This window comes from Paenibacillus lutrae, from assembly GCF_009757775.1.
Lineage (GTDB): Bacteria > Bacillota > Bacilli > Paenibacillales > NBRC-103111 > Paenibacillus_F > Paenibacillus_F lutrae.
Map to the genome: position 1 here is coordinate 67,427 of NZ_RHLK01000003.1, position 24,591 is coordinate 92,017.

At 47.8% G+C, this 24,591-nt stretch carries 27 protein-coding genes; all 27 read right to left on the reverse strand.

All coding sequences use genetic code 11. From position 1 onward, the window contains the following. Nucleotides 1-37: 37 nt before the first annotated feature. The 27 genes from EDM21_RS06280 to fliG all read right to left on the reverse strand — a co-directional run bounded on the left by EDM21_RS06280 (nt 38) and on the right by fliG (nt 24,586). The gene (locus EDM21_RS06280) at nt 38-532 is read right to left on the reverse strand and encodes a chemotaxis protein CheD (protein ID WP_157333980.1); all 495 of its coding nucleotides are present in this window, start codon (nt 530-532) and stop codon (nt 38-40) included. Continuing rightward, entirely contained in the window at nt 529-1,149 is a 621-nt protein-coding gene (locus EDM21_RS06285; protein WP_166541862.1) for a chemotaxis protein CheC, read from the reverse strand. The genes EDM21_RS06280 and EDM21_RS06285 overlap by 4 nt, the downstream gene beginning before the upstream one ends. A gap of 4 nt (nt 1,150-1,153) precedes the next feature. After that, nucleotides 1,154-1,615 (reverse strand): chemotaxis protein CheW, encoded by a 462-nt coding sequence (locus EDM21_RS06290; RefSeq protein WP_157333982.1) that lies wholly within the window; start codon nt 1,613-1,615, stop codon nt 1,154-1,156. 22 nt (nt 1,616-1,637) lie between these two features. After that, nucleotides 1,638-3,731 carry a chemotaxis protein CheW gene (locus EDM21_RS06295; protein ID WP_166541863.1) on the reverse strand — a complete coding sequence of 698 codons (2,094 nt, stop codon included), beginning with the start codon at nt 3,729-3,731 and terminating at the stop codon, nt 1,638-1,640. A 35-nt stretch (nt 3,732-3,766) separates the two neighbouring features. Beyond that, nucleotides 3,767-4,933 (reverse strand): protein-glutamate methylesterase/protein-glutamine glutaminase, encoded by a 1,167-nt coding sequence (locus tag EDM21_RS06300; RefSeq protein ID WP_157333984.1) that lies wholly within the window; start codon nt 4,931-4,933, stop codon nt 3,767-3,769. A gap of 27 nt (nt 4,934-4,960) precedes the next feature. Continuing rightward, on the reverse strand, nt 4,961-5,851 hold the full coding sequence (locus tag EDM21_RS06305; RefSeq protein WP_157333986.1) for a MinD/ParA family protein: 891 nt from the start codon (nt 5,849-5,851) through the stop codon (nt 4,961-4,963). After that, on the reverse strand, nt 5,844-7,652 hold the full coding sequence (gene flhF, locus EDM21_RS06310; RefSeq protein ID WP_157333988.1) for a flagellar biosynthesis protein FlhF: 1,809 nt from the start codon (nt 7,650-7,652) through the stop codon (nt 5,844-5,846). The genes EDM21_RS06305 and flhF overlap by 8 nt, the downstream gene beginning before the upstream one ends. Beyond that, entirely contained in the window at nt 7,649-9,682 is a 2,034-nt protein-coding gene (gene flhA, locus EDM21_RS06315) for a flagellar biosynthesis protein FlhA (protein ID WP_068774641.1), read from the reverse strand. The genes flhF and flhA overlap by 4 nt, the downstream gene beginning before the upstream one ends. A 17-nt stretch (nt 9,683-9,699) precedes the next feature. Further along, the gene (gene flhB / locus EDM21_RS06320) at nt 9,700-10,797 is read right to left on the reverse strand and encodes a flagellar biosynthesis protein FlhB (protein ID WP_157333990.1); all 1,098 of its coding nucleotides are present in this window, start codon (nt 10,795-10,797) and stop codon (nt 9,700-9,702) included. Nucleotides 10,798-10,823: 26 nt separating this feature from the next. Further along, entirely contained in the window at nt 10,824-11,621 is a 798-nt protein-coding gene (gene fliR, locus EDM21_RS06325) for a flagellar biosynthetic protein FliR (protein ID WP_157333992.1), read from the reverse strand. Between the two features lie 8 nt (nt 11,622-11,629). After that, nucleotides 11,630-11,899: a flagellar biosynthesis protein FliQ gene (gene fliQ / locus EDM21_RS06330; RefSeq protein ID WP_068774638.1), complete on the reverse strand. Its 270-nt coding sequence runs from the start codon at nt 11,897-11,899 to the stop codon at nt 11,630-11,632. A 25-nt stretch (nt 11,900-11,924) separates the two neighbouring features. Beyond that, complete coding sequence (gene fliP / locus EDM21_RS06335) at nt 11,925-12,698, reverse strand: flagellar type III secretion system pore protein FliP (RefSeq protein WP_157333994.1); 774 nt, start codon at nt 12,696-12,698, stop codon at nt 11,925-11,927. After that, nucleotides 12,685-13,320 (reverse strand): flagellar biosynthetic protein FliO, encoded by a 636-nt coding sequence (locus tag EDM21_RS06340; RefSeq protein WP_157333996.1) that lies wholly within the window; start codon nt 13,318-13,320, stop codon nt 12,685-12,687. The genes fliP and EDM21_RS06340 overlap by 14 nt, the downstream gene beginning before the upstream one ends. A gap of 32 nt (nt 13,321-13,352) precedes the next feature. Next, complete coding sequence (locus EDM21_RS06345) at nt 13,353-13,715, reverse strand: response regulator (protein ID WP_068774635.1); 363 nt, start codon at nt 13,713-13,715, stop codon at nt 13,353-13,355. A gap of 27 nt (nt 13,716-13,742) precedes the next feature. Beyond that, complete coding sequence (fliY, locus tag EDM21_RS06350) at nt 13,743-15,005, reverse strand: flagellar motor switch phosphatase FliY (protein WP_157333998.1); 1,263 nt, start codon at nt 15,003-15,005, stop codon at nt 13,743-13,745. Then, nucleotides 14,995-15,993, reverse strand: coding sequence for a flagellar motor switch protein FliM (fliM, locus tag EDM21_RS06355; protein ID WP_068774633.1), 999 nt, complete (start codon nt 15,991-15,993; stop codon nt 14,995-14,997). Before fliM ends, fliY begins: the two co-directional genes overlap by 11 nt. A gap of 41 nt (nt 15,994-16,034) precedes the next feature. After that, the gene (locus tag EDM21_RS06360; RefSeq protein WP_166541864.1) at nt 16,035-16,487 is read right to left on the reverse strand and encodes a flagellar basal body-associated FliL family protein; all 453 of its coding nucleotides are present in this window, start codon (nt 16,485-16,487) and stop codon (nt 16,035-16,037) included. Further along, nucleotides 16,487-16,708: a flagellar FlbD family protein gene (locus tag EDM21_RS06365; RefSeq protein ID WP_157334000.1), complete on the reverse strand. Its 222-nt coding sequence runs from the start codon at nt 16,706-16,708 to the stop codon at nt 16,487-16,489. Before EDM21_RS06365 ends, EDM21_RS06360 begins: the two co-directional genes overlap by 1 nt. Nucleotides 16,709-16,770: 62 nt before the next feature. Further along, the gene (flgG, locus tag EDM21_RS06370) at nt 16,771-17,601 is read right to left on the reverse strand and encodes a flagellar basal body rod protein FlgG (RefSeq protein ID WP_157334003.1); all 831 of its coding nucleotides are present in this window, start codon (nt 17,599-17,601) and stop codon (nt 16,771-16,773) included. A 112-nt stretch (nt 17,602-17,713) separates the two neighbouring features. Then, a complete protein-coding gene (locus tag EDM21_RS06375) occupies nt 17,714-18,088 on the reverse strand; it encodes a TIGR02530 family flagellar biosynthesis protein (RefSeq protein WP_157334005.1) in 375 nt (124 codons plus the stop codon). Next, nucleotides 18,085-18,597, reverse strand: coding sequence for a flagellar hook capping FlgD N-terminal domain-containing protein (locus EDM21_RS06380; RefSeq protein ID WP_157334008.1), 513 nt, complete (start codon nt 18,595-18,597; stop codon nt 18,085-18,087). The genes EDM21_RS06375 and EDM21_RS06380 overlap by 4 nt, the downstream gene beginning before the upstream one ends. A 34-nt stretch (nt 18,598-18,631) precedes the next feature. Further along, complete coding sequence (locus EDM21_RS06385) at nt 18,632-19,987, reverse strand: flagellar hook-length control protein FliK (protein ID WP_157334009.1); 1,356 nt, start codon at nt 19,985-19,987, stop codon at nt 18,632-18,634. A gap of 43 nt (nt 19,988-20,030) precedes the next feature. Further along, a complete protein-coding gene (locus tag EDM21_RS06390; protein ID WP_235918107.1) occupies nt 20,031-21,050 on the reverse strand; it encodes a MotE family protein in 1,020 nt (339 codons plus the stop codon). Then, nucleotides 20,959-21,405: a flagellar export protein FliJ gene (gene fliJ, locus EDM21_RS06395; RefSeq protein WP_157334013.1), complete on the reverse strand. Its 447-nt coding sequence runs from the start codon at nt 21,403-21,405 to the stop codon at nt 20,959-20,961. The genes EDM21_RS06390 and fliJ overlap by 92 nt, the downstream gene beginning before the upstream one ends. 7 nt (nt 21,406-21,412) lie before the next feature. Further along, a complete protein-coding gene (gene fliI / locus EDM21_RS06400; protein ID WP_157334015.1) occupies nt 21,413-22,744 on the reverse strand; it encodes a flagellar protein export ATPase FliI in 1,332 nt (443 codons plus the stop codon). Then, nucleotides 22,741-23,574, reverse strand: coding sequence for a FliH/SctL family protein (locus EDM21_RS06405; protein WP_157334017.1), 834 nt, complete (start codon nt 23,572-23,574; stop codon nt 22,741-22,743). Before EDM21_RS06405 ends, fliI begins: the two co-directional genes overlap by 4 nt. Then, nucleotides 23,567-24,586: a flagellar motor switch protein FliG gene (fliG, locus tag EDM21_RS06410; RefSeq protein ID WP_157334019.1), complete on the reverse strand. Its 1,020-nt coding sequence runs from the start codon at nt 24,584-24,586 to the stop codon at nt 23,567-23,569. The genes EDM21_RS06405 and fliG overlap by 8 nt, the downstream gene beginning before the upstream one ends. Nucleotides 24,587-24,591 lie beyond the last annotated feature (5 nt).

The following is a 24,591-nucleotide window of genomic DNA, read 5'->3' on the forward strand; positions in this document are numbered from 1 at the left end:
CCAACAATAAAATTCCAACGAAGATTACCTACCATGGCTACAATTCCTTTATTCCCTGCAAGACACTCCGGATCGTAAGAGCTCCGCTGTCGCAGTTTAATTCGATCGTTCTTCCGTAGTTCCCGCCTGTGTCTTCACCTTTAATTCCAATATGGTACCGGATCAGCATGGCTTTGCAAGATTCTACATTACGCGGCCCAATTCTCATCGTATCGCTGCTGCCCGCAAAGGCGAACATTTGCGCCCCTCCTGCCAGTTTCGCTTCCATGCGTGTGATCGAGGCGCCGAGCAGGGTCATCCGTTCGATCAATTCCGGAATGGCGGTATTCGCATACTTCGCAATGTTGAGTGAGCCTTCACGGGCGATGTCCGATGTCGGAAGCATGACATGAGCCATCCCTCCGATCTTGGCGACACCGTCAAAAAGTGTGAGACCAACGCAGGAACCCAGTCCGGTCGTTTTTAAGACGCCTTCCTGTGTGCCTACATTTAAATCCGCCATACCGACTTTAATGATCGTTTGTTGAATCATAGGCTTTCTACCCCTAGTGCCGCAAATAATTTCCCGAATGACTCCGGATCCGGAATAAGAAAGAAATGTCCCTGAACTTCCTCGGAACCTTCCAGAAATTTCGTGTCGATCAAGAGAGCCTGGTCCCCCATCTCACCGAACTGCAGGAGTCCGTAGCTAAGAATAGCGCCTGCCATATCAATGGCTAATGCCGGAACCGTCGGATACATCGTTAAACGGGTGAAATCAGCCAAGGATGATAAATAGGAACCCGCTAAAATGTTGCCGATTTCGTTCAGAGCAGATAACTCCAGTTCGCTGTAATCCCCGTTATCCGATAGATCCATTCCGATCAGCTTGGACAGCATATTCCTTGCCGATTCAAGATTCAGAATAAAAAACATGTTACCGGGCGCTTCTCCGACCACCCGAAGAAAGATGGCAAGCACGACTTCCTCGGCACCGCCGACAATGTCAGGAATTTCTTCAAACGGCAGCACCACCACTTTCGGAACAAGCATATCAACCGGTTTGTCCAATAGAGTAGAGAGAGCAGTAGCCGCATGGCCGGCACCGATATTACCGATTTCTTTCAGTACATCTAATTGATAATCTGCTAGTCCCTTTATGGTATCCACTCGATCAAGCCTCGATTTTTTCGAGTTGCATGATTTCGTCTTTATTCAGCACTTCATTAAGATTCATGAGAACCAGCAGACGTTCATCGCCGATTTTGGCTATCCCGTGCAGATACTTCGCTTTAATTCCCCCAACAACCTCGGGAGGATTCTCAATGCTGTCTTCATTGAGGTCGATAACATCGTTCGCTGAGTCTACAACAAGTCCTACTTCTATATCATTGACGGCTACGATAATTATTCTCGTATTCTCGGTATAAGAAGATTCCGGCAGCCCGAAGCGTGAACGAAGATCGATAATCGGCACCACCACACCGCGCAAATTAATAACTCCTTTAACAAAAACAGGTGTTTTGGGTACGCGTGTCATCGGCTGCATCCGCTCAATTGTTTTGACCTTATCTACTTCTACGCCGTATTCTTCATGGGCCAGTGCAAATACAATAATTTTCTTGTCTTCAGCCATTGGAATTGCCTCCCTGTATAGGTTATTTAATCAGTTCATTCGTATCCAGAATCAGAGCCACCTGACCATCACCCAGAATAGTTGCTCCGGAGATAGCAAATAGATTCTTCAAATATTTTCCGAGGGACTTAAGAACGATTTCCTGCTGTCCGATAAATTCTTCCACCATCAGCGCAGCCATTTTCTCTCCCTTACGGATAATCACAACCTCTGTCTCTTCTTCCTCTGCATCACTATAGTCGGGCACATCCAGCACGGAGGACAGGGACAGGAGCGGGATCATGCTTCCACGGTAATCGATCATCCGGTTGCCTTGAACGGAGCGGATTTGAGAGTTCTGCACAAGTGATGTTTCCACAATGGACGACAATGGAATCGCGTACTTCTCACTTCCCAGTTTGACCAGCATAGCCGAAATGATAGAGAGTGTAAGAGGAAGCTTAATGGAGAAAATGGATCCGCTCCCTGGTACGGATTCCACATGAATATGACCGCCAAGGGAATGGATTTTGGTCTTGACGACATCCAGCCCGACACCGCGCCCGGAGATGTCCGAAATCTTATCTGCCGTACTGAAGCCGGATTCGAAAAGCAGCTGATCGATATCGGAATCCGTCATTTTATCCGCCAGTTCCGGCTTAACGATTCCTTTGCTCACAGCAGCGGCCAATACTTTCTCTCTATTGATGCCGTTGCCGTTATCCTCAATTTCAATAAATACGTTATTGCCGCTATGGTAAGCGCGTAAATGAACGGTGCCGTTCTCGCTCTTCCCTTTTTCAATCCGTTTAGCGATGGTTTCAACACCATGGTCGACTGCATTGCGCAGCAAGTGAACGAGGGGATCGCCGATTTCATCGATAACCGTACGGTCCAGTTCCGTTTCTGCCCCGGTAATAATCAAATCCACTTTCTTGTCCAAAGATTTGGCGATGTCGCGAATCATTCGCGGGAAACGGTTAAATACGGTATCTACCGGAACCATGCGAAGCTTAAGGACTATGCTCTGCAAATCGCTGCTGACCCGTGACATATGCTCCACCGTTTCAGTCAAGGCACTGTTCTTGATCTCACTTGCCAGCTGCTCCAGGCGCACCCGGTCAATCAGCAGCTCACTAAACAGATTCATCAGAGTATCCAGACGTTCAATGTCAACACGGATGGTGCGTCCGCCGACCTGACCTCCGCCTTGGGACGCAGCAGGCTTGGAAGGAGCAGATCCGCCCGCCAGTTTGGCAGCTGACTCAACAGAAGTCGGAGCAGCCGGTGCGGCATACAGAGCTGCGGCGGCTGCCTGGGCTTCACTGGCTTGAATCTCTGCTTTGGCAGCTGAATTCCCTGTCATTTCATCCAGAGATTCGCGGTCGAGAACGATGATCTGAGCATGCTCAATTTCAGACACATTCAGAATTTCATTTTCCAGAGCCTCTTTTTCCGCATTTGCTATGTAATACACAGAGAAGGAGCGGTCAAATTTCTCTTGTTCGATATCCTGCACCGAAGGGGTAGCTTTTACGACTTCACCGCAGCGTTCGAGAATTTCAAAAACCATATAAGCTCTGACCGCTTTCAGAACACAGTCCTCACGAACCGTTACTTCAACATAGAAAACCTGAAGTCCCGCTTCAATAGACTGCTGCAGAACAGACTGCTGAAACTGGTCAAGGGCAATCGCACTATCGCCTTGAGCACTTGTACCCTGCGCAGCAGCTGATGGTTGTGCCGCTTTGAGATAGTCGCCGCTTACAATTGCCTTCAAAGAAACTACGATATGAGTAACATCGGCCTTGCCTGTTCCACCCTGTACGATATCCTCTACCATCGATTCAAGGGCGTCCAGACTCTGGAACAGACTGTCGAAAATAAAAGAATCCATTTTGAGTTTATGATTACGGACCAAATCGAGTACATTTTCCATTTCGTGTGTAAGGGATGCCAAGTCTTCGAAGCCCATGGTGGCAGACATCCCTTTAAGCGTATGAGCCGAGCGGAAAATATTATGAACGATATCAATATCGTCCGGACTGTTTTCCAAGCTGAGCATATTATCATTGAGCGCTTGCAGATGTTCTTTTGATTCGTCGATGAACATCGATAAATATTGATTCATATCCACAAATCCACACCTCCGTGAAATAGTGATTACTTTCGTTACCGGCCTCCGCTATCTTTCATCACCCGCTCGATTAATTTGCCGGCAATACTTCCCTGCGGGAGAACAAACATAGCCGCTTCATTCTCAACAGCCACTCTCGGCATCCCGTACACGACGCAGGTTTCCTCCGATTCCGCAATGGTTGTAGTGGCCCCATCCCGGCGCAGCTCCGCAAGTGTACGGGCACCATCACTCCCCATCCCGGTCATAATGACAGCATGCCTTGACAGATTCTTGAGCGGGAGGAGCGATGCGAACATCTTATCCACGGACGGCCTGTGTCCGGAGAGCGGTTCGCTTTTACTAAGAGCAATACGGTAATCCCCGGCATCCGATTGGACAACCGTCATGTGCAAGCCCCCCGGAGCAACATAAGCGGTTCCGTTGGTAAGTATCTGTCCTTCTTCCGCTTCCACTACCCGAATGGCACATTGATCGTTCAACCTCAGCGAAAGTGACTTTGTGAAATTAGGCGGCATATGCTGGACAATCAGAACGGGAGCTGCGAAATTGGCCGGCAGTGCACTTAAGACACACTGCAGAGCCCGCGGACCGCCAGTCGAAGTCCCGATGGCCACCAGATCACGGATAACGCGGGCAGTTTTATCCCCCCCTGATTCCTCTTGGCTCGGCCGGGGTCTCTCAACAAGCGGCTCAGCCGTCGTTCGCCAGGACCTGTCTGCTGCAGGGGCGGGTGCCGATCCCGGTTTAGGTGAGATTTCATACGGCCTTGAGCTTCTGACAGGAGGCAGCGCTCTAAGCCTGGTTTGGACAGCGATACGAAGTTTCTCATGAAGCAGCAGCTTCACTTTATACAAATCAAGCGAGATGGACCCGGACGGCTTCCGGATAAAATCAATGGCGCCAAGCTCCAGCGCCCGTATGGTCTCTAAAGCCCCTGCTTCCGTCAGGGAACTGAGCATAATAACAGGCGTCGGCTGCACTTCCATAATCCGCTCCAGAGCCTGTAACCCGTTCATTACGGGCATTTCAATGTCCATGGTTATGGCATGCGGCTTCAGTTCCAGCGCTTTCTCGATGGCCTCAATACCGTTTTTAGCTACTGCAGTGACTTGAAACTCTGATTTTTCTTCGATTAGATCAGTGATGATCTTCCTCATAAAAACCGAATCGTCGACGACAAGAATACGGTATGGTTCCATAGCCCCTCCAGACTTTGCTCTAGGATGTTAGTGTGTTCGGCCGATTAGGCGCTTCAGGAACTTCTTCATCCCCCCGCCTAAGTCCGCTTTGGACGGCTGGCCTAAAAATTGGTCAACGAGGACCTTCATGCTTCTGGCTGCTGCTGAATGCGGATACGCGATGATAAAAGGAGTCTGCTCCTTAACCGCCCGGGAAACGAGATGATCGTCCTCGACGTGACCGATTGAAGCGATTTCGATATCGAGAAAACGTCTTGCAACCATCCGGATTTTATCTGCTGTAGCCTTGGCTTCTCTAGTACTGGTAGCACGGTTAACAACGAGACGGAACGTAACATCGGGATCTTCGTTTCGAACCATTTTAATTAAAGCGTACGCATCTGTTATCGCGGTAGGCTCAGGTGTAGTAACAACAATGGTCTCTTGGGCCGCCGCAATAAATTGCTGCGTTTCCTTTGACAATCCTGCCCCTGTATCAAATAAAATGAAATCAGCCATCCCGCAAAGTTCCTCAATCTGATTCGTAAAAGAAGCGGTCTCTTCATCGGTCAGCCGGAGTAAATCGAACATACCTGAACCGCCCGCAATAAATTGAATCCCACCGGGTCCTGTCTGTACCAGCTCGGAGATCGTTTTCTCCCCTTTTATCAGATGCAGCAGATTAGTTTGTGCCGTTATCCCCATCAGAACATCAATGTTGGCAAATCCGATGTCCGCATCGATAATGAGGGTACGGTACCCTCTCTCCAGTAAACAAAGGGCAAAGTTCAAGGTGAAGTTGGATTTGCCTACTCCGCCCTTACCGCTAGTCACCGTAATAATTCTGGCGTTTGATTGCGGAGCGGCTTCGGACAACGGTGTTGCCGCCCCTTCTCGCTGACGGATCAGATTCCGCAACTTCTGCGCCTGGTCACTCATAAATATATTCCTCCAAAATCGCATCCACGATTTTAGCCTCATCTATGATCATAATATCGTCCGGTACATTCTGACCGTCCGTCACATAAGAGAGTTTAACCGGAAAATCATGCAGCAGATTCAAGATAGCACCGTAAGAATGCGTCTCGTCCATTTTAGTGAATAGAACTTTATCTACTTTATATTTTGAAAAATTAGCCGTGATGGCTTTCATATCGCTATATTTAGAAGTCAGGCTGAGTACAAGAAGAGTCTCGCTCGGACCTTGGTGACGAAGCAGCGTACTGAGCTCCGAAACATACATCTCATTACGGAAATTGCGGCCGGCTGTATCCATGAAAATCACATCGGAGTCCTGCAGCTTATGAAGAGCTTTGGTTAAATCCGCCGGCGAGAAAACCACTTCAACCGGGATATCCAAAATATTGGCATAAGTTCTTAACTGCTCAATTGCTGCGATCCGATAAGTATCCGAAGTTATCAGTCCGACCTTGCGGCGCTGCTTGAGCACCTGATCGGCAGCGAGCTTCGCGATCGTTGTCGTCTTGCCGACACCCGTCGGACCGACGATGTGAACGATCCTCGACTCCACCGAGATCGGCTTGCCGTGCGGAGGCGGGAATAGCGCGAGCATCCGCTTGCGCACCGCCTCCGCAGCTTCCTGCGGCCCGGGCTCTATACCCGCCGCAGAAAGATCAATCCTGGCGCCCTGAGTCCACTGCCGGACCAGGTCCGGCAGCACTTCCTGCGCCAGAAGATGTTCCTCCAGCCGCCTCCAGACCGGCGGCAGCTGAGGCTCAGCCGATGGCCGGGCCAGATCGGCCATCATGCGCTTGAGATGCTGGAGTTCCGCCAGCATCAGGTCATCGCGCTCCGCGTCCTTGGAAGCGGGCGCTTCAGGCGCTGCCTCCGCGGAGCGGGCGGCGGCCAGAGCGGCGCGCAGCGCCTCGGCCTGCGCATCGGCAAAGCCGCGCTCCGCCGGCGCTTCGTCCGGCTGCGGCTCAGCCGGAGCGGCTGCGGGCTGCCGCCGTACGCCAGGCGCGGGTGGAGCCGCCGGCATCGGCTTCGCCTGCGCATATGCGGCAGCGGCGGCCGATTGCGGCATATGCGCAGGCGGCGGGACTTCGCGCGGCGCTGCGGGCCGCTGCTTGTCCAGCGCCTGCCGGCTCTGATCCGGCTGTCCCGAGGGCTTCAGCCGGTCTTGCGTATCAAGATGCTGATCGGCATCCCGCTGAGCGCCTGAAGTGTTGGTCATGGCTGGCTGTAGAGCAGCAGCTTCTTCCCGGCTGCCATAAGCTGGCAAATCACCATGCTGCTGATCATTTCTATCCCTCTGCAAAAATTGATCCATGGTGTGCAGTTCCTGATTTTTTATAAGACTCGGCTGTATCGGCCTGGCGGGTACAGGAGGTTTCGCTAATTCCGGCTGCGGAACCGTCTGCCCTGCGGCATTACCGGTTTGACCATTCCGTATTGGCGAAGGGTCAACTGAAGCATGAGCCGCATCCTCTTCGGCTTGCTGCGCTGCCCGTGCCACTGCCGTTACGGCAGCGGCTGCCGCCGCTTTGGAGGATGGCCGGGCCGGTTCTGCTTTACTCTCAGAGTACCCGGCTCCGGCAGGTGCAGGTTGACCTTCCTCTACCGCAGCGATCACCTCGATCCTCTTTTTACCGAAAAAACCGAGAAAGCCGCCTGTCCGCACTTCTTTCGTATTTAAAATAACGGCATCCTTGCCGAGATCGGACCGGATTTTGTTAAGAGCATCCGGCATCGAATCGACAATATAACGTTTCACCCTCATAGGTTAACAACCCCCATGCTTTGAATTTCTACATTCGGCTCTAATTCACTGTAAGAAAGAACCGGGATGTCCTGCATGGTACGCTCTAGCAGCTGGCGGAGATACATACGGATCGTCGGAGACGCCAGAATAACCGGCTGATGGCCTGACTGGACCATTTTACTGACTTGTTCCCCTAATTTGTGATAGATCATCTGTGAAGATGTAGGATCAATCGCGAGGTAAGAACCTTGGTCAGTCTGTTGAACCGATTCCGCAATCTTCTTCTCTAATCCCGGACCTACCGTAATGACACGAAGCGATTCTTCCTGCGACGTGTATTGCTGGGTGATTTGTCTCGACAAGGCTTGTCTGACATACTCCGTCAGAATGTCATGATCTTTGGAATAGGTTCCGTAATCAGCCAGTGTCTCCAGAATAGTAACCAGATCCCGGACGGAAATTTTCTCCTTCAGCAGCTTCACCAGTACCTTCTGGATATCCCCGATTGCCAGAACATTCGGAATAAGGTCATCGACCAGAGCCGGATACGTTTCGCGCACATTGTCGATGAGCAGTTTCGTTTCCTGACGTCCAAGAAGCTCATGTGCATGTTTCTTAATTATTTCTGTGAGATGCGTAGCAACCACGGAAGGCGGATCCACAACCGTATAACCGGATAGCTCGGCACGCTCTTTGGTGACTTCATCAATCCATAATGCGGGAAGTCCGAAAGCAGGCTCCGTTGTTTCGATGCCCGTTACCGAATCATCGTCATATCCGGGGCTCATCGCCAAATAGTGGTTAAGCAGCAATTCGCCGCCCGCAACGGTATTGCCTTTAATTTTGATGATATACTCGTTAGGCCGCAGCTGAATGTTATCCCGTATCCGGATAACCGGCACTACGATTCCAAGCTCAAGCGCGCATTGTCTCCGGATCAGGATAATACGGTCCAGCAGATCTCCTCCCTGCTGTGTATCCGCCAGCGGTATAAGGCCATACCCGAATTCGAACTCGATCGGGTCTACTTGAAGAAGACTAATTACGCTTTCCGGACTGCGGACTTCCTCAATCTGCTGCTCCTCCACCATTTGCTCTTCTTCAACCTGTTTGCGGTTAAGATTTTTCTGCATTTTCAAAGCGGCAAATATAAGCACGGCCGAGATCGGCAACGTTGTAAACCAATGGATTGGAGTGAAGATTCCGAGAAAGCCGACGGTTCCAGCGGCTATGTAGAGAAGCTTCGGATAGGCGGTCAACTGCGACATGATATCGTTACTGAATGTACCTTCCGAGGAAGCTCTGGTTACGATAATGCCGGCCGCTGTCGAAATAAGGAGCGCCGGAATCTGACTGACCAGACCGTCGCCGATGGTCAAGATGGAGTAAGTAGCGGCCGCATCTCCGAAGGACATATCTTTCATAGTCATTCCAATGATGAACCCGCCGATGAGATTAATAAGCAGGATAATGATCCCCGCGATGGCATCTCCCTTGACGAATTTACTCGCCCCGTCCATAGCCCCGTAGAAATCGGATTCCCGCTCTACTTTGCGGCGCCTGTCTCTTGCCTGCTGTTCATTAATCATGCCCGCGTTAAGATCGGCATCAATGCTCATCTGTTTACCCGGCATCGCATCGAGGGTGAACCGGGCCGCTACTTCAGCTACCCGTTCGGAACCCTTCGTGATTACGATGAATTGGACGATAACCAGAATGAGGAACACGATGAAACCGACCACAATGTTGCCAGCCGCAACAAAGTTTCCGAACGTCTCAACTACTTCCCCTGCTTCCGCATGTGCCAGAATATTACGGGACGTGGAGACGTTGAGTGCCAGACGAAACAAGGTGGTTACGAGCAGCAAGGACGGAAACACGGAGAACTGGAGTGCCTCTTGCGTGTTCATGCCGACAAGCACGATCATTACCGAGATGGTAATGTTAATAATGAGTAAAAAATCCAGCAGAACGATCGGGATGGGAATAACCATCATCAATACGATTCCGATAATCCCAATCAGCACAACTAAATCTTTTGCTTTCATGAACGGCTCCTCCTTTCTTATGCTCTCTTAGTTCGGCCCTTTATTTTGTATACATATGCCAGCACTTCAGCTACCGCCTGAAACAGATCCCCGGGTATCGCTTCCTCCAGTTCGACCTGAGCATGCAGAGCTCGTGCGAGCGGCTTGTTTTCCATAATTAAAATGCCATGTTCTTTAGCAATTTCTCTAATCTTCAGCGCTACGAAATCGGTCCCCTTGGCAACCACAGTCGGCGCCTGCATATTGGCCGCATCATATCTTATCGCGACCGCATAGTGCGTCGGGTTGGTAATAATGACGTCCGCTTTAGGTATTTCCTGCATCATCCGCTGCATAGCCATTCTGCGCTGCTTCTCACGGATTTTGCCTTTAATGAAGGGATCGCCTTCCGTCTTTTTGTACTCATCTTTGATATCCTGTTTGGACATGCGAATGCTTTTTTCAAATTCATAGCGTTGGTATAAATAATCAAATACGGCAAGCACGACGAGAATAATCGCGATTTTGATGCCAAGCATGAGAGTCATAGACCATACATACTGCAGCGCCTTTTCCAGCGGCACATGACTAAGTGCGAGGAGTTTTTCTTTCTCGCCCCACAGGGTTAAGTAAACGACGACACCGATAATGACAATCTTTAGAATAGACTTGAGAAAATCAATAAAGGAACGCATCGAGAAAATCTTTTTGAAGCCTTCAATGGGATTAATTTTGTTCAGCTTCATCTTAAGAGGGTCGCCTGTCAGCAGAAAACCGATCTGCATGTAGTTAGCAGCCAGAGCAGTGACCATAGTTAAAATCATAATAGGGGCCAGTAAGATAAGAAACTGCACGAGTATCCGGTAAGAGAGCATTTGTATATTAGACATAGTGACATCCATTAATAAATCGTGCCTCAGTGATCCGGTAAATAAATCAACCAGTTTTTCTTTCATAAACCCGCCGATCATGTAGAAGGACAAGAACGAGAAGAACAGGATAAACGCCGCCGGCAGTTCCATACTCTTGGCCACCTGACCCTTTTTCCGGGAGTCTTGGCGTTTTTTGGGTGTCGCCGATTCAGTTTTCTCCTGGGAGAACAACTGTAAATCCAGCTTCAACCTAAGCGATTCCATATACATCTTTTCCTTTCTCGCACAAACTAAGATCCCTCTACCGGCCCGCCGGCGACGATATTAAGAAATTTCTGCATAGCGGCAAATATCCGGTCAAATAATCCATGAAACAGTCCCAGAAGTTCCGGCATCAACAGTGCAATAAGCAGAAAACCCACCATAAGCTTCAGCGGAACCCCAATGACGAATATATTAAACTGGGGGGCTACTCTCGTCAGCAGGCCAAGTCCTAGATCAGTCAGGAACATAGCGGCTACAATAGGTGCTGCGAGCTGCATCGAAAGCGCGAACATCGTAGAGAAAGTCCGGATCATAAACTCTGAAATTTGACCCTTATAAACTTGCGCAAACATCTCATTGGACAGCGGAATCCATTCGTAACTGTTCATGATGCCTTGTATCAGAAAATGATGGCCGTTAAAGCTGAGCAGCAGCAGGATGGCAACCATGTATTTCAAGTTGCCGAGTATAGGAACGGATGTTCCGGTCATTGGATCCAAGACGTTCGCTATACCAAGGCCGATCTGAACATCAATAAAGGAACCTGCGATCTGAACCGCTGTAAAAAACATATAAGCGATAAAACCGAGTGTAATTCCCACAAGAATTTCTCTTAGGATCAGAAGCACAAATTGTGCGTCCATGACCACCAGTTGAGTCGTTCCCTGCGTAGCCGTGACAATCAAAGTTAAAAATAGCGCCAAGCCTATTTTAAAAACATTCGGCACATTTTTAGATGAAAACAACGGAACCACGACAAAGAATGAGGTCATTCGACAAAATATCAACATAGCGTTAGGCAAAAGTTGGACGAACAGCTCCATATGGTCGCCTACCCGATATATTGGTGCAGATTATTAAGTAAATTAAAGGTATAATCCACCAGTGTATTAAGCATCCACGGACCAAACACAAGCACAGCCAGAAGCACGGCAACGATCTTGGGAACAAAGGCAAGTGTCTGCTCCTGAATCTGTGTAGTTGCTTGGAAAATACTGATCGCCAGACCCACGACAAGGGCAATAATGAGTATGGGTGCGCTAGCCTTCAGTACCGTATAGACCGCTTCGCCGGCCAGCTTGATGACAAATTCGGCATTCATGTTAAGTGACCTCCCGCTTCTGCGTTCATGTACTGTAGCTGAGTAGCAGCGACTTGACGACAAGATACCATCCGTCCACCAGAATAAAGAGCAATATCTTAAACGGCAGCGATATCATGACAGGCGGCAGCATCATCATCCCCATGGCCATTAGGGCGCTTGCAATAATCATGTCGATGACCAGAAAGGGAATAAAGATCATAAATCCCATTTGAAAGGCCGTTTTAAGCTCGCTGATCGCAAAGGCCGGTACAAGTGCTGTTAATGGAGTGTCCTCGTATCCGGTTGGTGCATCCGCTTTTGTATAGTCCAAAAATAGCTTTAAATCTTTAGGCCTCGTATGTTTCCACATAAATTCCTTAACGGGAAGTGAGGCTTGCTGCAGTGCAGCCGTCTGATTCATTTCACCTTTCAAAAAAGGCTGCAGTGCCGTATCGTTGATTTGACCTAGAGTCGGCGACATGATGAATAGGGTCAAAAACAAACTCAATCCGATCAGTACCTGATTCGGCGGCATTTGCTGTGTTCCCAGAGAGGTTCGGACAAAACCCATTACGATTACGATACGTGTAAAGCTCGTCATCAAGATAAGGAACGACGGCGCCAAACTCAGGACGGTCAGCAATAAGATGACTGTAATGGTGTTGGATGCGCCCGTTGTCCCGCTTCCCGCATCAATATTCACATTGAGTCCGGGGATCAAATTACCACTCGGAGCAGCGAACGCAGTATCGCCCGAGTAAACTGAGAGCAGGAATACAGCTGCAAACAATAGGGCCAGTCTTTTATTTATGCTCATTTGATTTCAACCGTTCTTGTTCATTTTCTTCCTGCAGCCATTCTTCTACATGCTTGTTGCGCTTGGTCGCCTGCTGCAGTTTATCATGAAAAACTTGCTGGAATGTAGGTGTGAGCTCTTCTTCCTCTACAGTCCCTGCACTTGGCTTCCGCCGGATCTTATCGAATAGTTTGCCTACCGGGACGAAATCCATTGCAGACTGGGTTTGTGCGGTTATTTTTTCTTTTAATTGAGCGGCTTCCACAGGGTCTGCAATTTTCTCGAGCAGTTGAATGTCATCCCCTACCCCGACTACATATAGGGCGTTTCCGATTTCAACGACTTGAATGGATTTGTTCTGACCGAGCGGTACTCCTCCGAGCGACTGCATGGTACGATGAGGACGTAGGCTGTTTTTTTTGGCCAACACCTTCATAATGCCGTAAAAAAGACCGATGATAAGGATAAGGAAGAAAATAACCTTCCCTATCATCAGAACCGAATCAATTGCCCCGTTACCTGGCGTTCCTTGCCCAGATTGAAATCCCGGACTAGGATTGCCGTAACACACGGCAGACCAGAACGGCAGCTGTACCAACAGACCTGCCGTTACCAGAAGCAGCTTACCTGCCTTTTTCTTCAAACTTCACATTCCTTTCCTTTTAAAACTTCCGCTTAACCCAGCGTCTTCTTGATAGCTTCAATTACACGGTCAGCCTGGAAAGGTTTTACGATAAAATCTTTAGCACCGGCTTGAATGGCATCAATAACCATTGCTTGCTGGCCCATTGCTGAGCACATAATGACCTTAGCATTAGGATCAATCTTCTTAATTTCCTTCAAAGCATTAATTCCGTCCATCTCCGGCATCGTAATATCCATCGTCACCAGGTCAGGGCGCAGTTCTTTAAACTTCTCGACAGCTTGAACGCCGTCATTGCCTTCCCCTACTACCTCGTAGCCATTTTTGCTCAAAATATCGCGAATCATCATTCTCATAAAAGCTGCATCGTCCACAATCAGAATTCGGTTAGCCATGTTAAAATAGTCCTCCTAGGATAATGATTATTGTATTTTCTGAATGCGATCCCACTGACTGACGATATCGGTGACACGAACTCCAAAGTTCTCGTCAATAACGACAACTTCACCTTTAGCAATGAGTTTGTTATTGACTAGAATATCTACCGGTTCACCCGCCAATTTATCCAGCTCAATAATAGAGCCTTGTGACAATTCCAGAATATCTTTAATGACCTTCTGAGTTCTGCCAAGTTCGACAGTTACCTTTAAAGGAATATCCAGCAAAAGATTCAGGTTCGTGTCATCGGCTTGACCGTAACCGCCGGACTGGAGACTGGAGAATTGTACCGGCTGTACATTCACATTGCGGTTAATGCTTCCTCCGCCAGGCGCTCCTTGAGGAACGCTATGCTGAGGCTGCTGAACATACGGCTCGGAATAAGGCGGTTGAACGGGCGGCTGATTGACCGGCATTGGATTTCCTCCCATAGAAGGACTGGAATGAGGTGCTTGCTGCGGCTCCTGATATGTAGTTTCCGCAGGCTGTTCATACACGGGAGCCGGTATTTCCTCGGCAATCGTCGGAGCAACCTCATTGTATGAATCTTCAGAGCCGCCGCCCAACAAAGTTCTTACCATTTCTTTGGAGAAATCTACCGGAAGCAGCTGCATAATAGTTGAATCGATTAAATCTCCGATTGTCAGTCTGAAGGATATCTTTATAAATACGTCTTCGTTCGGCAGTTTTCCTTCTCCATTCGACAGATTCAAAATATCTATTCCTGGAGGAGAAATATTAACGAAGCGATTAAAGATAGCGGACATGGACGTAGCCGATGATCCCATCATCTGATTCATGGCTTCCTGCACAGCGCTAATATGAATTTCCGTCAACTCATCATTCGGTGCATGTCCGTCTCCACCCATCATAAGATCGGCAATGACTTGTGCATCACGAGTTTTGATGACGAGCAGATTAATGCCATGAAAACCATCTACATAATTTACATGGACCGCAACATGAGGCTGTGGAAATTCTTTCACAAGCTCATCTCTAAGGATGATCGATACTTTAGGTGTCGTGATATCTACTTTCTTACCAAGCAATGTCGAGAGTGCTGTCGCTGCACTGCCAAACGTAATATTGCCGATTTCTCCTAATGCATCCTGTTCGAGGGGAGTCAGATAATCATCAATTACCGGAGCAAGAGAAGCCGCTTGATCGTCGTCATAACGCTCATCCGAAGTCTGTCTTAACAGGGCGTCAATTTCCTCCTGCGACAAATAATCTTTATTATTCGTCAATTTCTTCTACTCCTTCGTGTACAATTTCACCGATTTGAACAGCCATCCGTGATTTAACTGTTCCGGCACTTCCCGTAAATTTCAATTTTTCGCCGACTTTGATATGCAGCGGATCATTTACGGGCTTGTTTAGTGTAATAACGTCTCCAGGCTGAAGATTCAAAAACTCGTGAATCGTAATCTGTGATTCTCCCAGTTCTGTAATGATCGGCAGCTTCGCTTGAGTCAGTCTTTCCTGCAGGATTTCCATTTCTTCAGGAGCCCGGTTTTTCTTCTGCGACACAAACCAATGATGAACGGACAAGCGAGGCATGATAGGCTCGATAACAACATGAGGGATACAAAGATTGATCATCCCTGTGGTATCCCCTATCTTGGTACTGAGCGATATCAGCGCAATCGTCTCATTCGGAGACACAATTTGCATGAACTGCGGATTCGTCTCTAGTGCTTCTAAGCGAGGAGACAGATCGATAATCGTCTTCCAGGCTTCTTGAAGGCTTTCAAACGCTCGGCTGAAAATCCGTTCCATGACAATCGTTTCGATTTCTGTCAGGGCACCGGTCTTTTGAGGAGAGTTACCGACACCGCCAAGAAGTCTGTCGAGCATCGCATAAGCAACGTTCGGGTGCACTTCAAGCACCATCCTGCCCTCAAGCGGCTCCGCTTCAAAAATGTTTAGAATCGTCATCTTCGGAATTGAACGGATGAACTCATCATAGGGCAGTTGTTCCACTTGAACTACGCTAATTTGTACGAACGTCCTGAGCTGAGCCGAGAAGTACGTGGTCAAGTACCGGGCAAAATTCTCATGTATCCTCGTAAGACTTCGGATATGATCTTTGGAAAAACGCACGGCTCTTTTAAAATCATATACCCGCACTTTTTTCTGGGTATCTTCTTTTTTGAGCTCCTCCGCATCCATTTCACCCGATGAGAGGGCTGCCAGCAGCGCATCAATTTCATTCTGAGACATAACATCAACCATAAGAGTCACCCCCTTTGTGCGTATCCGATCTATGTTAAAGGCTACTCAAGTGCAAAATCGGTAATATTTATTCGCCTTATTTTTCCTTCGTTGAGATGCGTATTTAATTTGCTGATTAAAGTGCTGGTCAGGTTGTCCTGTCCTTTACTGCCTTGGATCTGCTCCGCTTTCATATCGGCAAGTGTACGGATAATCGTGCCTTTGATGCGGGAATCAATCAAATTTTCGAAATCCGCTTTTGCTTTTTTGTTTTCAAGTTCAAATGCCAAACTGATTTTGATGAAACTGCCTGGCTCCGCCAGATTCGTTATAATGTCTTTCATGATGACTGTGTTTTCTTTTATTTCCAATGTTGTTATCGGTTTGCTATCTTCTGAACCAGAAGTTTCCGCTTTGTTGTCCATGAAGGTCCATAGAACAAATGCAGCGGTTAGTATTAAAGTAATGGCAACCAGAATGGAGACAGTCAATAGAAAAAATCGGTTTTTAAGCACTACAAGCCCTCCGTATTCGTCGACTTGATCGTTGCTTGAACCGCACCGATCCGTTGTAAAAATTGTACAACCTGTTCCATGATCACTGCTTCTGCTTCAAGAACCATAATCTTTTTTCCGTTGATCAAGGTAATGATCGTATCGGGCGTTTCCTCCATACTTTCAATCATCAAAGCATTAATGACTAGCGGCTTGCCGTTCATGCGGGTTAAACGTACCATGATACCCTCCATTAGTTACAGCAGGGGAGCAAGCTTGCCCCCCTACCCTTTATAACCGACTATTAACGCTTCAGGTTTACGATTTCTTGTAAAATTTCATCTGAAGTCGTAATGATACGGGAGTTAGCCTGGAAACCACGCTGGGAAACGATCATTTCGGAAAATTCTTCCGTCAAATCTACATTAGACATCTCTAGCTGGCCGGAAATAATAGAGCCAGTTCCAGTTGCCGGATCAGCAGGAAGAGCGGAACTGAGGAATCCTATATCTACAACATTGTTTAAATCAGCATTAAGCGTATATTCATATAAATTTCCGCCTGCTTTGTTAAGTCCTGCTGGGTTAGCCACTTTAACAACCGCGATCTTATACGTGGATGGGGTTGCTACACCGCCGATAACTTGCATTACGGTGCCATCTTGAGCAATTGAGAACTTTGTAGCTGTCGGATCAAGTTGAATGGGTTCCCCATCTGTAGACATCAGATACATGCCCTCAGGATTAACGATGTAGTTGTCACCATCCACATAAAAGTTCCCTGCACGAGTTAAAAAGACGGGTTCTGCTCCAGCTTGAGTAACTGCAAAAAATCCATTTCCATCTATACGTAAATCGGTTGGGACATTTGTAGTCATCGCACTGCCACCGGTATGAACCGTATCGATAGCGGCTGTTCCCACACCCAGACCAATTTGTTTAGAATTGACCCCGCCTTGTGTTGTTGAAGCCGGTGCCGTTTCACCCGATACTGTCTGGCTGAGTATATCTTGGAACATTACCCGACCCTTTTTAAACCCGGCAGTGTTTACGTTAGCGATGTTATTACCAATAACGTCAAGCTTGGTTTGAAAACCGCGCATACCCGAAATTCCGGAATACATGGATCTTAACATTTTTATGTTCCTCCTCTTGGTTGTTGCAGAATAGATACAATCTTTCAGTTGAACCGCTTCAATCGATCGGCGGTACAAGGGCTTCCTGATAGGTCCAGCCCGTTACATTGCTTCAAGTAATAATGACTGCACTGTCAATTTGCGTAAACACTTGCTCTTTCATAGACGCTCCATCAAGAGCTGTGACAACGGTCCGGTTAGGTACATTTACAATTAAAGCTGTCCCGCCCAGCATCATCAATGTATCTTTAGCACCTTTGGCAGCTGCTTTATCAATGGCACTCTCCAGTTTGCAGAGTTGTTCGCTGTCCAGCTTAATTCCTCTTTGCTGAAGCCGCATCTCTGCATGGTGGCTGAACTTGACAATCTGATTTTGTAATAAACGGTCAAAATCCGATGAACCGTTCGTCTGCTTTGCAGCCTGATTTCTTTGAAGGGGAGCTGCTGGAGTCGGGTACAGCCTGCCGACTGTTAACCGCTCATTCATGGTGTCTGATTACCGGGTGCCGGAGTTTCAGGTTTGGGTTCCTCTGGTTTAGGTTCTTCCGGCTTAGGAACATCCGGTTTCACGTTCTCGATGCTTAGAACATCTTCCAGCACAACTTCTCTCTTTCCGACTACCGCATACTGGACGCCGTCACGGATAATGATCGACTCTACCTTGCCTGACATGGTACTCGTTTCACCTTTATCGTTTAACCCGATCCAGCTTATGTTTTTGTCAATCAGGCTAGAGGTAAAACCGAGTGAAGAACGAAGCAGTTTCATCTCAGCTGCCATATTGGACAATTGCTCGACAGAGGTGAATTGCGCCATTTGAGCAATAAATTCTTTATCCTGCATAGGTTGCATAGGATCCTGATTACGGAGTTGAGCGATCATGATCTTCAAGAAGTCATCTTTGCCTAATATTGAACCATCTTTTTCTTTTGCCTTTTTGGTAGATGCTGTGTTAGTTGTTCCTGTTTTAGTAACATCCTGCCATAATTCTGCCATTGTGCACCTCCATTCTTCTATGAACGTGTATAGCTTAAGCTGACGTCTCAAACGAGTTGCCTAAAGCCGCTTTACGCGTCTCCGTAAGTGCGTGCAGTTCCTCGTTCCATTCGGTCACTTCTTCAGCTACGCTACCGCTCTCTCTTCCCTCGTGCTGCTGTAGAAATTGCTGGGAAGACTGCTGCTGTCTTGAGTCTTGAAACATACTGGAGGACATGCTGCTTTGACTTACTTCCATTTTATCGACCTGAACTCCCTGACTTTGCAAAGACTGTCTGAGACTCGAAAGCTGGCTGTCCAGAAGCTCTTTGCCTACGGCAGAATCCGCTGTAAAGATTGCCATCAATTGACCGTTCTGAATCTTCAGCGTGATTTCAATGTTACCCAAATGCTGTGGACGAAGCGAAAGCTTGGCTTCAGCAAAACCATCGCCTACCTTAACGTTCATCCGTTTAACCATAAACTCGCTTAATTCCTGAGTCAGGTTGCTGGCTTGGATGGTAGGCAGCGCAGTTTTAGCTGCTTGTTCCGTGCCCGCTGTCTTAGGCATTTCCTGCATTCCCGTCATTAATGTCGTATCCGCTTGTTCACTTGGTATGGAATTCTGCGGGCTTACCGGTTCTGCAGTAAGTTCAGCAGTCTGTCTGACGACGTTCCACGCACTACTTTTAGCAGCTAACGCTTCTAATGAGGTTTTGATCGGATTCGTTTTGGTTACCGTAACGACGGGTGTATCCAACCCCGGTTCACCGGTTGATGCCGGAAGCTTAGATGCATGGTCTGTAACAGCATTCAAAGCGGATTTCGGTTTCTCCGTGTTTACCGCTAAAGAAGCTGCTTGCGGTAGCACTTTTTCAAGAAGCTGTGTAAACTCCTTCGATAAATGCTGGAGAATCGGATGATCCGGCTGCTGTTTCAACATAGCAGTAAGATCCAGAAGTGTTTTTTGTAGTTTCAGGGAAGCATCTTGCGGCTGATTGACGGCTTGAGTTGACAGTGCGGTTGTTCCCTGTAAAACGCTGAGCATAGCGGAAGCTTCCGTCAGCCAGCTCTGCATCGTTTCCGATTGAACCAACTGCTGCAGGACTTCCGGATTCTGCTGAATATTCTGAAGTAAGGCATCAATCATTCCTTCAGCATCGGCTTCTGTACCGGCCAGTGCCTCCTGGATCGCTGGCGGCAGTAAAGGAATCACTTGCATTAAACCGGATAAAAGGGCATCCAATGGTGCTTGTTCTTCCTCAGCAACCGCTGTTGACAGTTGGTTTCCCATGATCTCTGCAAAAACAGCTCCGTCTACAACCGTTTTACTCTGCACTGTCCCCGCTGTACCGGCCGCCGAAACAGCAGTACCGGTTCCTGTACCCATACTGGCAAACGCCATTTCCATATTGTTGTTCACCCCCTTTCAAGTCACACGATGCTCACTCACCTTAAGGCAGAAGAAGATTTCCTGTAATAGAAGCGGCTGTTTCTTTACTGATTACAGCAATCTCATTCATTAATGAAGCACGGCTGGTATTGTCCATTTCCCTTAAAATGTTCAGAACTTGTGTTGAGTTTTTACCGTACATATCCGTCAAAACTTTCGCTGCCTGATTCGCCTTCATAGCTGCAAATGTCTGACTCAATTCAACTTTGGTCATCTTGGCGGTATCGGCATTCGGACTGTTCTGGATTTCCAAACGTTCCTGCAATGCAGCGATTTTCTGATTCTCCGCGCTTGTTAAATCTTTCAAGGCAATAGAAGCATCTGCCGCTTTTTTAGGGTCCATTTTCTCAAGAATCTTGACCCTTTCATCCGTTTTCATAGCATTTAAAACCAGAATCGTCTCTTTAGGACTTAAATTTTGTATGATTTTTGCAGCTTTGCTAGGCATCATCCTAGCGTAGACCGTAGCGAGCTCCCGGACTTTCTTATCATATTCTGCATCCTGCTCAGCCAGCTGCTTGTTAGAAAGTTCGGCTTGTTCTTGTTTAAGCTCCGCAATTCTTTCATCCTGCTTGGCGATCATTTGATCAGCCTTACCCAGTTCTGCTTCCAATTCCTCTACCTTGCTGTTCAGTTGTTCCACTTCTTTGGTTTTTTCCTTCTCTGTATCAGCTGCGCTAGGAGTTTTAGCAGATTCCGCTTGGGCATCTTCTTTGGGCTGAGGAATCATTTCACCCACAACGGGAAGTTTGTGCATGGTCCGCTGAACGGTTTTCATAATATCGTAATCGAATACCGATAATAGAACCCCGAGTAGAACAGCGGTAAACACGAACGGGATGAGAAACCAGACCAGAAAACGCTCTAATCCACCACCTGAGGATGATTCTGCGCCTGATTGTTCCATGACGTTACCTCCTTTCGTGTGGTTAGGAATAAGACAGTCGGGTGTGTCGGTTTGTAGCAATCTCATCCAGCGCTTCTTGTTCTTTCTTAAGAACAAAGCTGCTGAATTGTTCATAGGCTTTATCTCTTGCTTTCGTCCATACTTTTTCATCGACCATTTTGTCCGTTAAAACTTCCCGGTTTTGCGTAACTTGATACTGGGCCTTCGCAATATCACGGCGTTTGATAGCGATCAGCTGATCAATGTGCTCCACATAATACTGCAGTTGTCTGATCTCAGACATTGAGACAGGACGTTCGGATGACTCCATCAGTTTTTCCTGGGCCTCACTCTTCATCCTCGTCAGATCATGAAGACTGCTTTCTTCTATATTCAGCCTGCCTATCGCCGAGGATAAATTCCATTCCGCCTGCGAGCGCTCATTATTTTTTAGATTAACGATTTGTTGGAACGCATATTGAAATTTCATATGACCCTCACCCTAAAGAAAATTGATGAATCAGGCGGTGCTGAGCTTCTTCCAATGTCACTTTCTCATCCGTCTTCTGTTTTACATAATCAAGGATTGCATCCATATATTCGAGGGATAGATCAATTTCTTGATTTGAACCTCTCTGGTACGCCCCCAAATTAATCAAATCTTCCGAATCTTTATAAACAGACATCATTCGTTTAAGATGCGCTGCTGCATCGAGCTGTTCGCGGGATACAATTTCTTTCATTACCCGGCTTACACTCGCCAGGACATTAATAGCAGGATACTGGCCTTTATTGGCGATATTCCGATCCAACACGATGTGACCATCTAGAATCCCCCGGACAGCATCCGCAATAGGTTCATTCATATCGTCCCCGTCTACAAGCACGGTGTAGAAAGCTGTGATAGAGCCTTTAAGCCCTGTACCCGATCGTTCAAGCAGTTTGGGCAGGAGGGCGAAAACGGAAGGCGTATACCCTCTCGTAGCAGGCGGTTCGCCAACAGCAAGCCCGACTTCCCGCTGAGCCATCGCAAAACGTGTGACAGAGTCCATCATCAGCATGACGTTCAAACCGCGGTCACGGAAATATTCCGCAATACTCGTTGCGATAAAAGCGCCTTTGATCCTTACCATCGCCGGTTGATCAGACGTCGCTACGATGACAACGGAACGCGCCAAACCTTCAGGACCCAGATCTTTTTCTACAAATTCGAGCACTTCGCGTCCCCGCTCGCCTATTAGAGCGATAACATTGACATCCGCCGAAGTATTCCGGGCAATCATTCCCAGCAGTGTGCTTTTACCTACCCCGGATCCGGCGAATATACCAACACGCTGGCCCTTGCCAACGGATAAAAGCCCATCGATGGCTCTTACACCTACACCAAGCGGTTCCTGAACACGCGGTCTTGAAAGCGGATTACTGGGTACATTGTTCGTAGACACCTGTGTCATCCTCGATGGAAGAAACGAACCGTCAAGCGGCTGACCTAACCCGTCCAGAACTTTGCCTAGAAGTTCATGCCCTACTTGTACGCTAAGCGGCTTGCCTGTTCCGACAACGTCGCATCCAGGTCCGATGGCTTCAAGTTCGCCAAGCGGCATTAGAATAACTTTGTTGCCCCGGAACCCCACGACTTCCGCCATTAACGGCCGGTTCGACTTATGGGGATAGATGTGGCACAACTCTCCGATACTGACATCCGGACCTTCGGATTCTACCGTCAAACCAATGACCTGGGTTACTTTACCGTTTACCCGAACGGGATCGATCTGCCGGAGATAGTCTGTATACTTGCCGGCGTTCGGGATCTGGGAAGACTGGCTCATGTTTCATCACCTTCACCGTGAAGAGCAATGCGCTGCAGAGCGATTTTGATCTCGTGCAGTTGTGTATCAATTCTGGCATCAATGCTTCCAAAAGTGGATCGTACTACACAGCCTTGATCCTGCACGCTCGCATCGGGTATGATTTGCAGTTCTGCCTGAGAATCAATCGATGATAACAGCTCTTCTCTTGCATCTTGGATATAGGAGAATTGTTTAGGCGCGACACAAAGCGTAATTACGCCCGTTTCTTTACGCCTTGAGAGTACACTTCGGATCGTATCCAGCACCCAATCGGGAGTAAGCGTGAGCTGCTTGGAAATAATTTTTTCAGCAATCGAACAGCTGAGTTCAATCAGAAAAGGCTCCGATTCCTGAATGATTTGTTGTTTGACCTGATAAGCCTGCTGTAAAACGTTCTGAGCTTCTTGAAGCATTTCAGCATGCTGCTCATGGATATCTTCCTGAGCTTTCATTAACCCATCTTTGTAACCCGTGTCATAACCAGTCTCTCTGGATGCTTCGAATTGTTGTTCATCTTCTTCACGCCGCTGGTTCCACCATGCTTCAATCTCGGCTTCCGCTTGACTTCTAAGTTCGGATGTTTCCTGAAAAGCTTCCTGGATTTGAGTCTGAGCAAACGATTCAGCATCGCTTATGATTTGCCGCTTTAAAGCTTCCGCTTCACTAATCACAGCTTCTTCTTCTGGCGTAAATCCCGATGCCTCATCTTCAAAATGTGCAGACGGGAAAGACAATGGTTTAACCGGTACTTGAAAAGCCTTGGATTGTTCAGCAGGTACATAATGGGCAGGTTTAAGGATATTAGACAATAATATCGTCTCCTCCACCACGCGCGATTATAATCTCGCCCGCTTCTTCTAAGCGACGAATAGTAGATACGATTCGAGTCTGAGCTTCTTCCACATCCCGCAAACGTACCGGGCCCATAAATTCCATCTCTTCTCTGAATGTTTCCGACATCCGTTTGGACATATTGCGGAATATTGCTTCGCGGACTTCTTCGCTGGCCACTTTGAGTGCAAGCTGCAAATCCGCATTCTCAATGTCGCGAATAATTCGCTGAATAGAACGGTTATCCACATTGACGATATCTTCGAATACGAACATCCGCTTCTTAATTTCTTCAGCAAGCTCCGGATCTTGAATTTCGAGTGAGTCGAGAATGGTACGTTCCGTCCCACGGTCAACCCCGTTCAGAATCTGTACGATTGAGGAAATACCTCCGGCTGAAGTGTAGTCTTGCGTTACGGTAGCCGATAATTTCTGTTCCAGAATCCGCTCCACTTGACTAATGACTTCGGGTGATGTGCTGTCCATGAGCGCAATCCTCTTCGCTACATCTGCCTGCTTTTCTTGTGGAAGTGACGATAAGATAATGGATGCTTGTTCAGATTGCAGGTAAGAAAGGACCAGTGCGATCGTTTGTGAATTCTCGTTCTGGATAAAGTTCAAGATTTGTGCGGGATCTGCTTTTCTTGCAAAATCAAAGGGTCTGACCTGCAGATTAGCTGTTAGGCGATTAATGATATCGACTGCCCGATTGGATCCGAGCGCTTTCTCAAGGATCTCTTTCGCATATGCGATACCGCCTTGGGAAATATATTCCTGTGCACGGCATATTTGATGAAACTCACCTAGAATGGAATCCTTCTCAATCGCATCCACTTTTCTCACATTAGCAATTTCCAGTGTCAGCTGTTCGATTTCATCCTCACGCAAATGTTTGAATATTTGAGCGGAAACTTCCGGCCCTAAACTGATTAGTAAGATAGCCGCTTTTTGCCGGCCTGTTAATCCCTGCTGATATGCTGCTCTTGCCAATCACT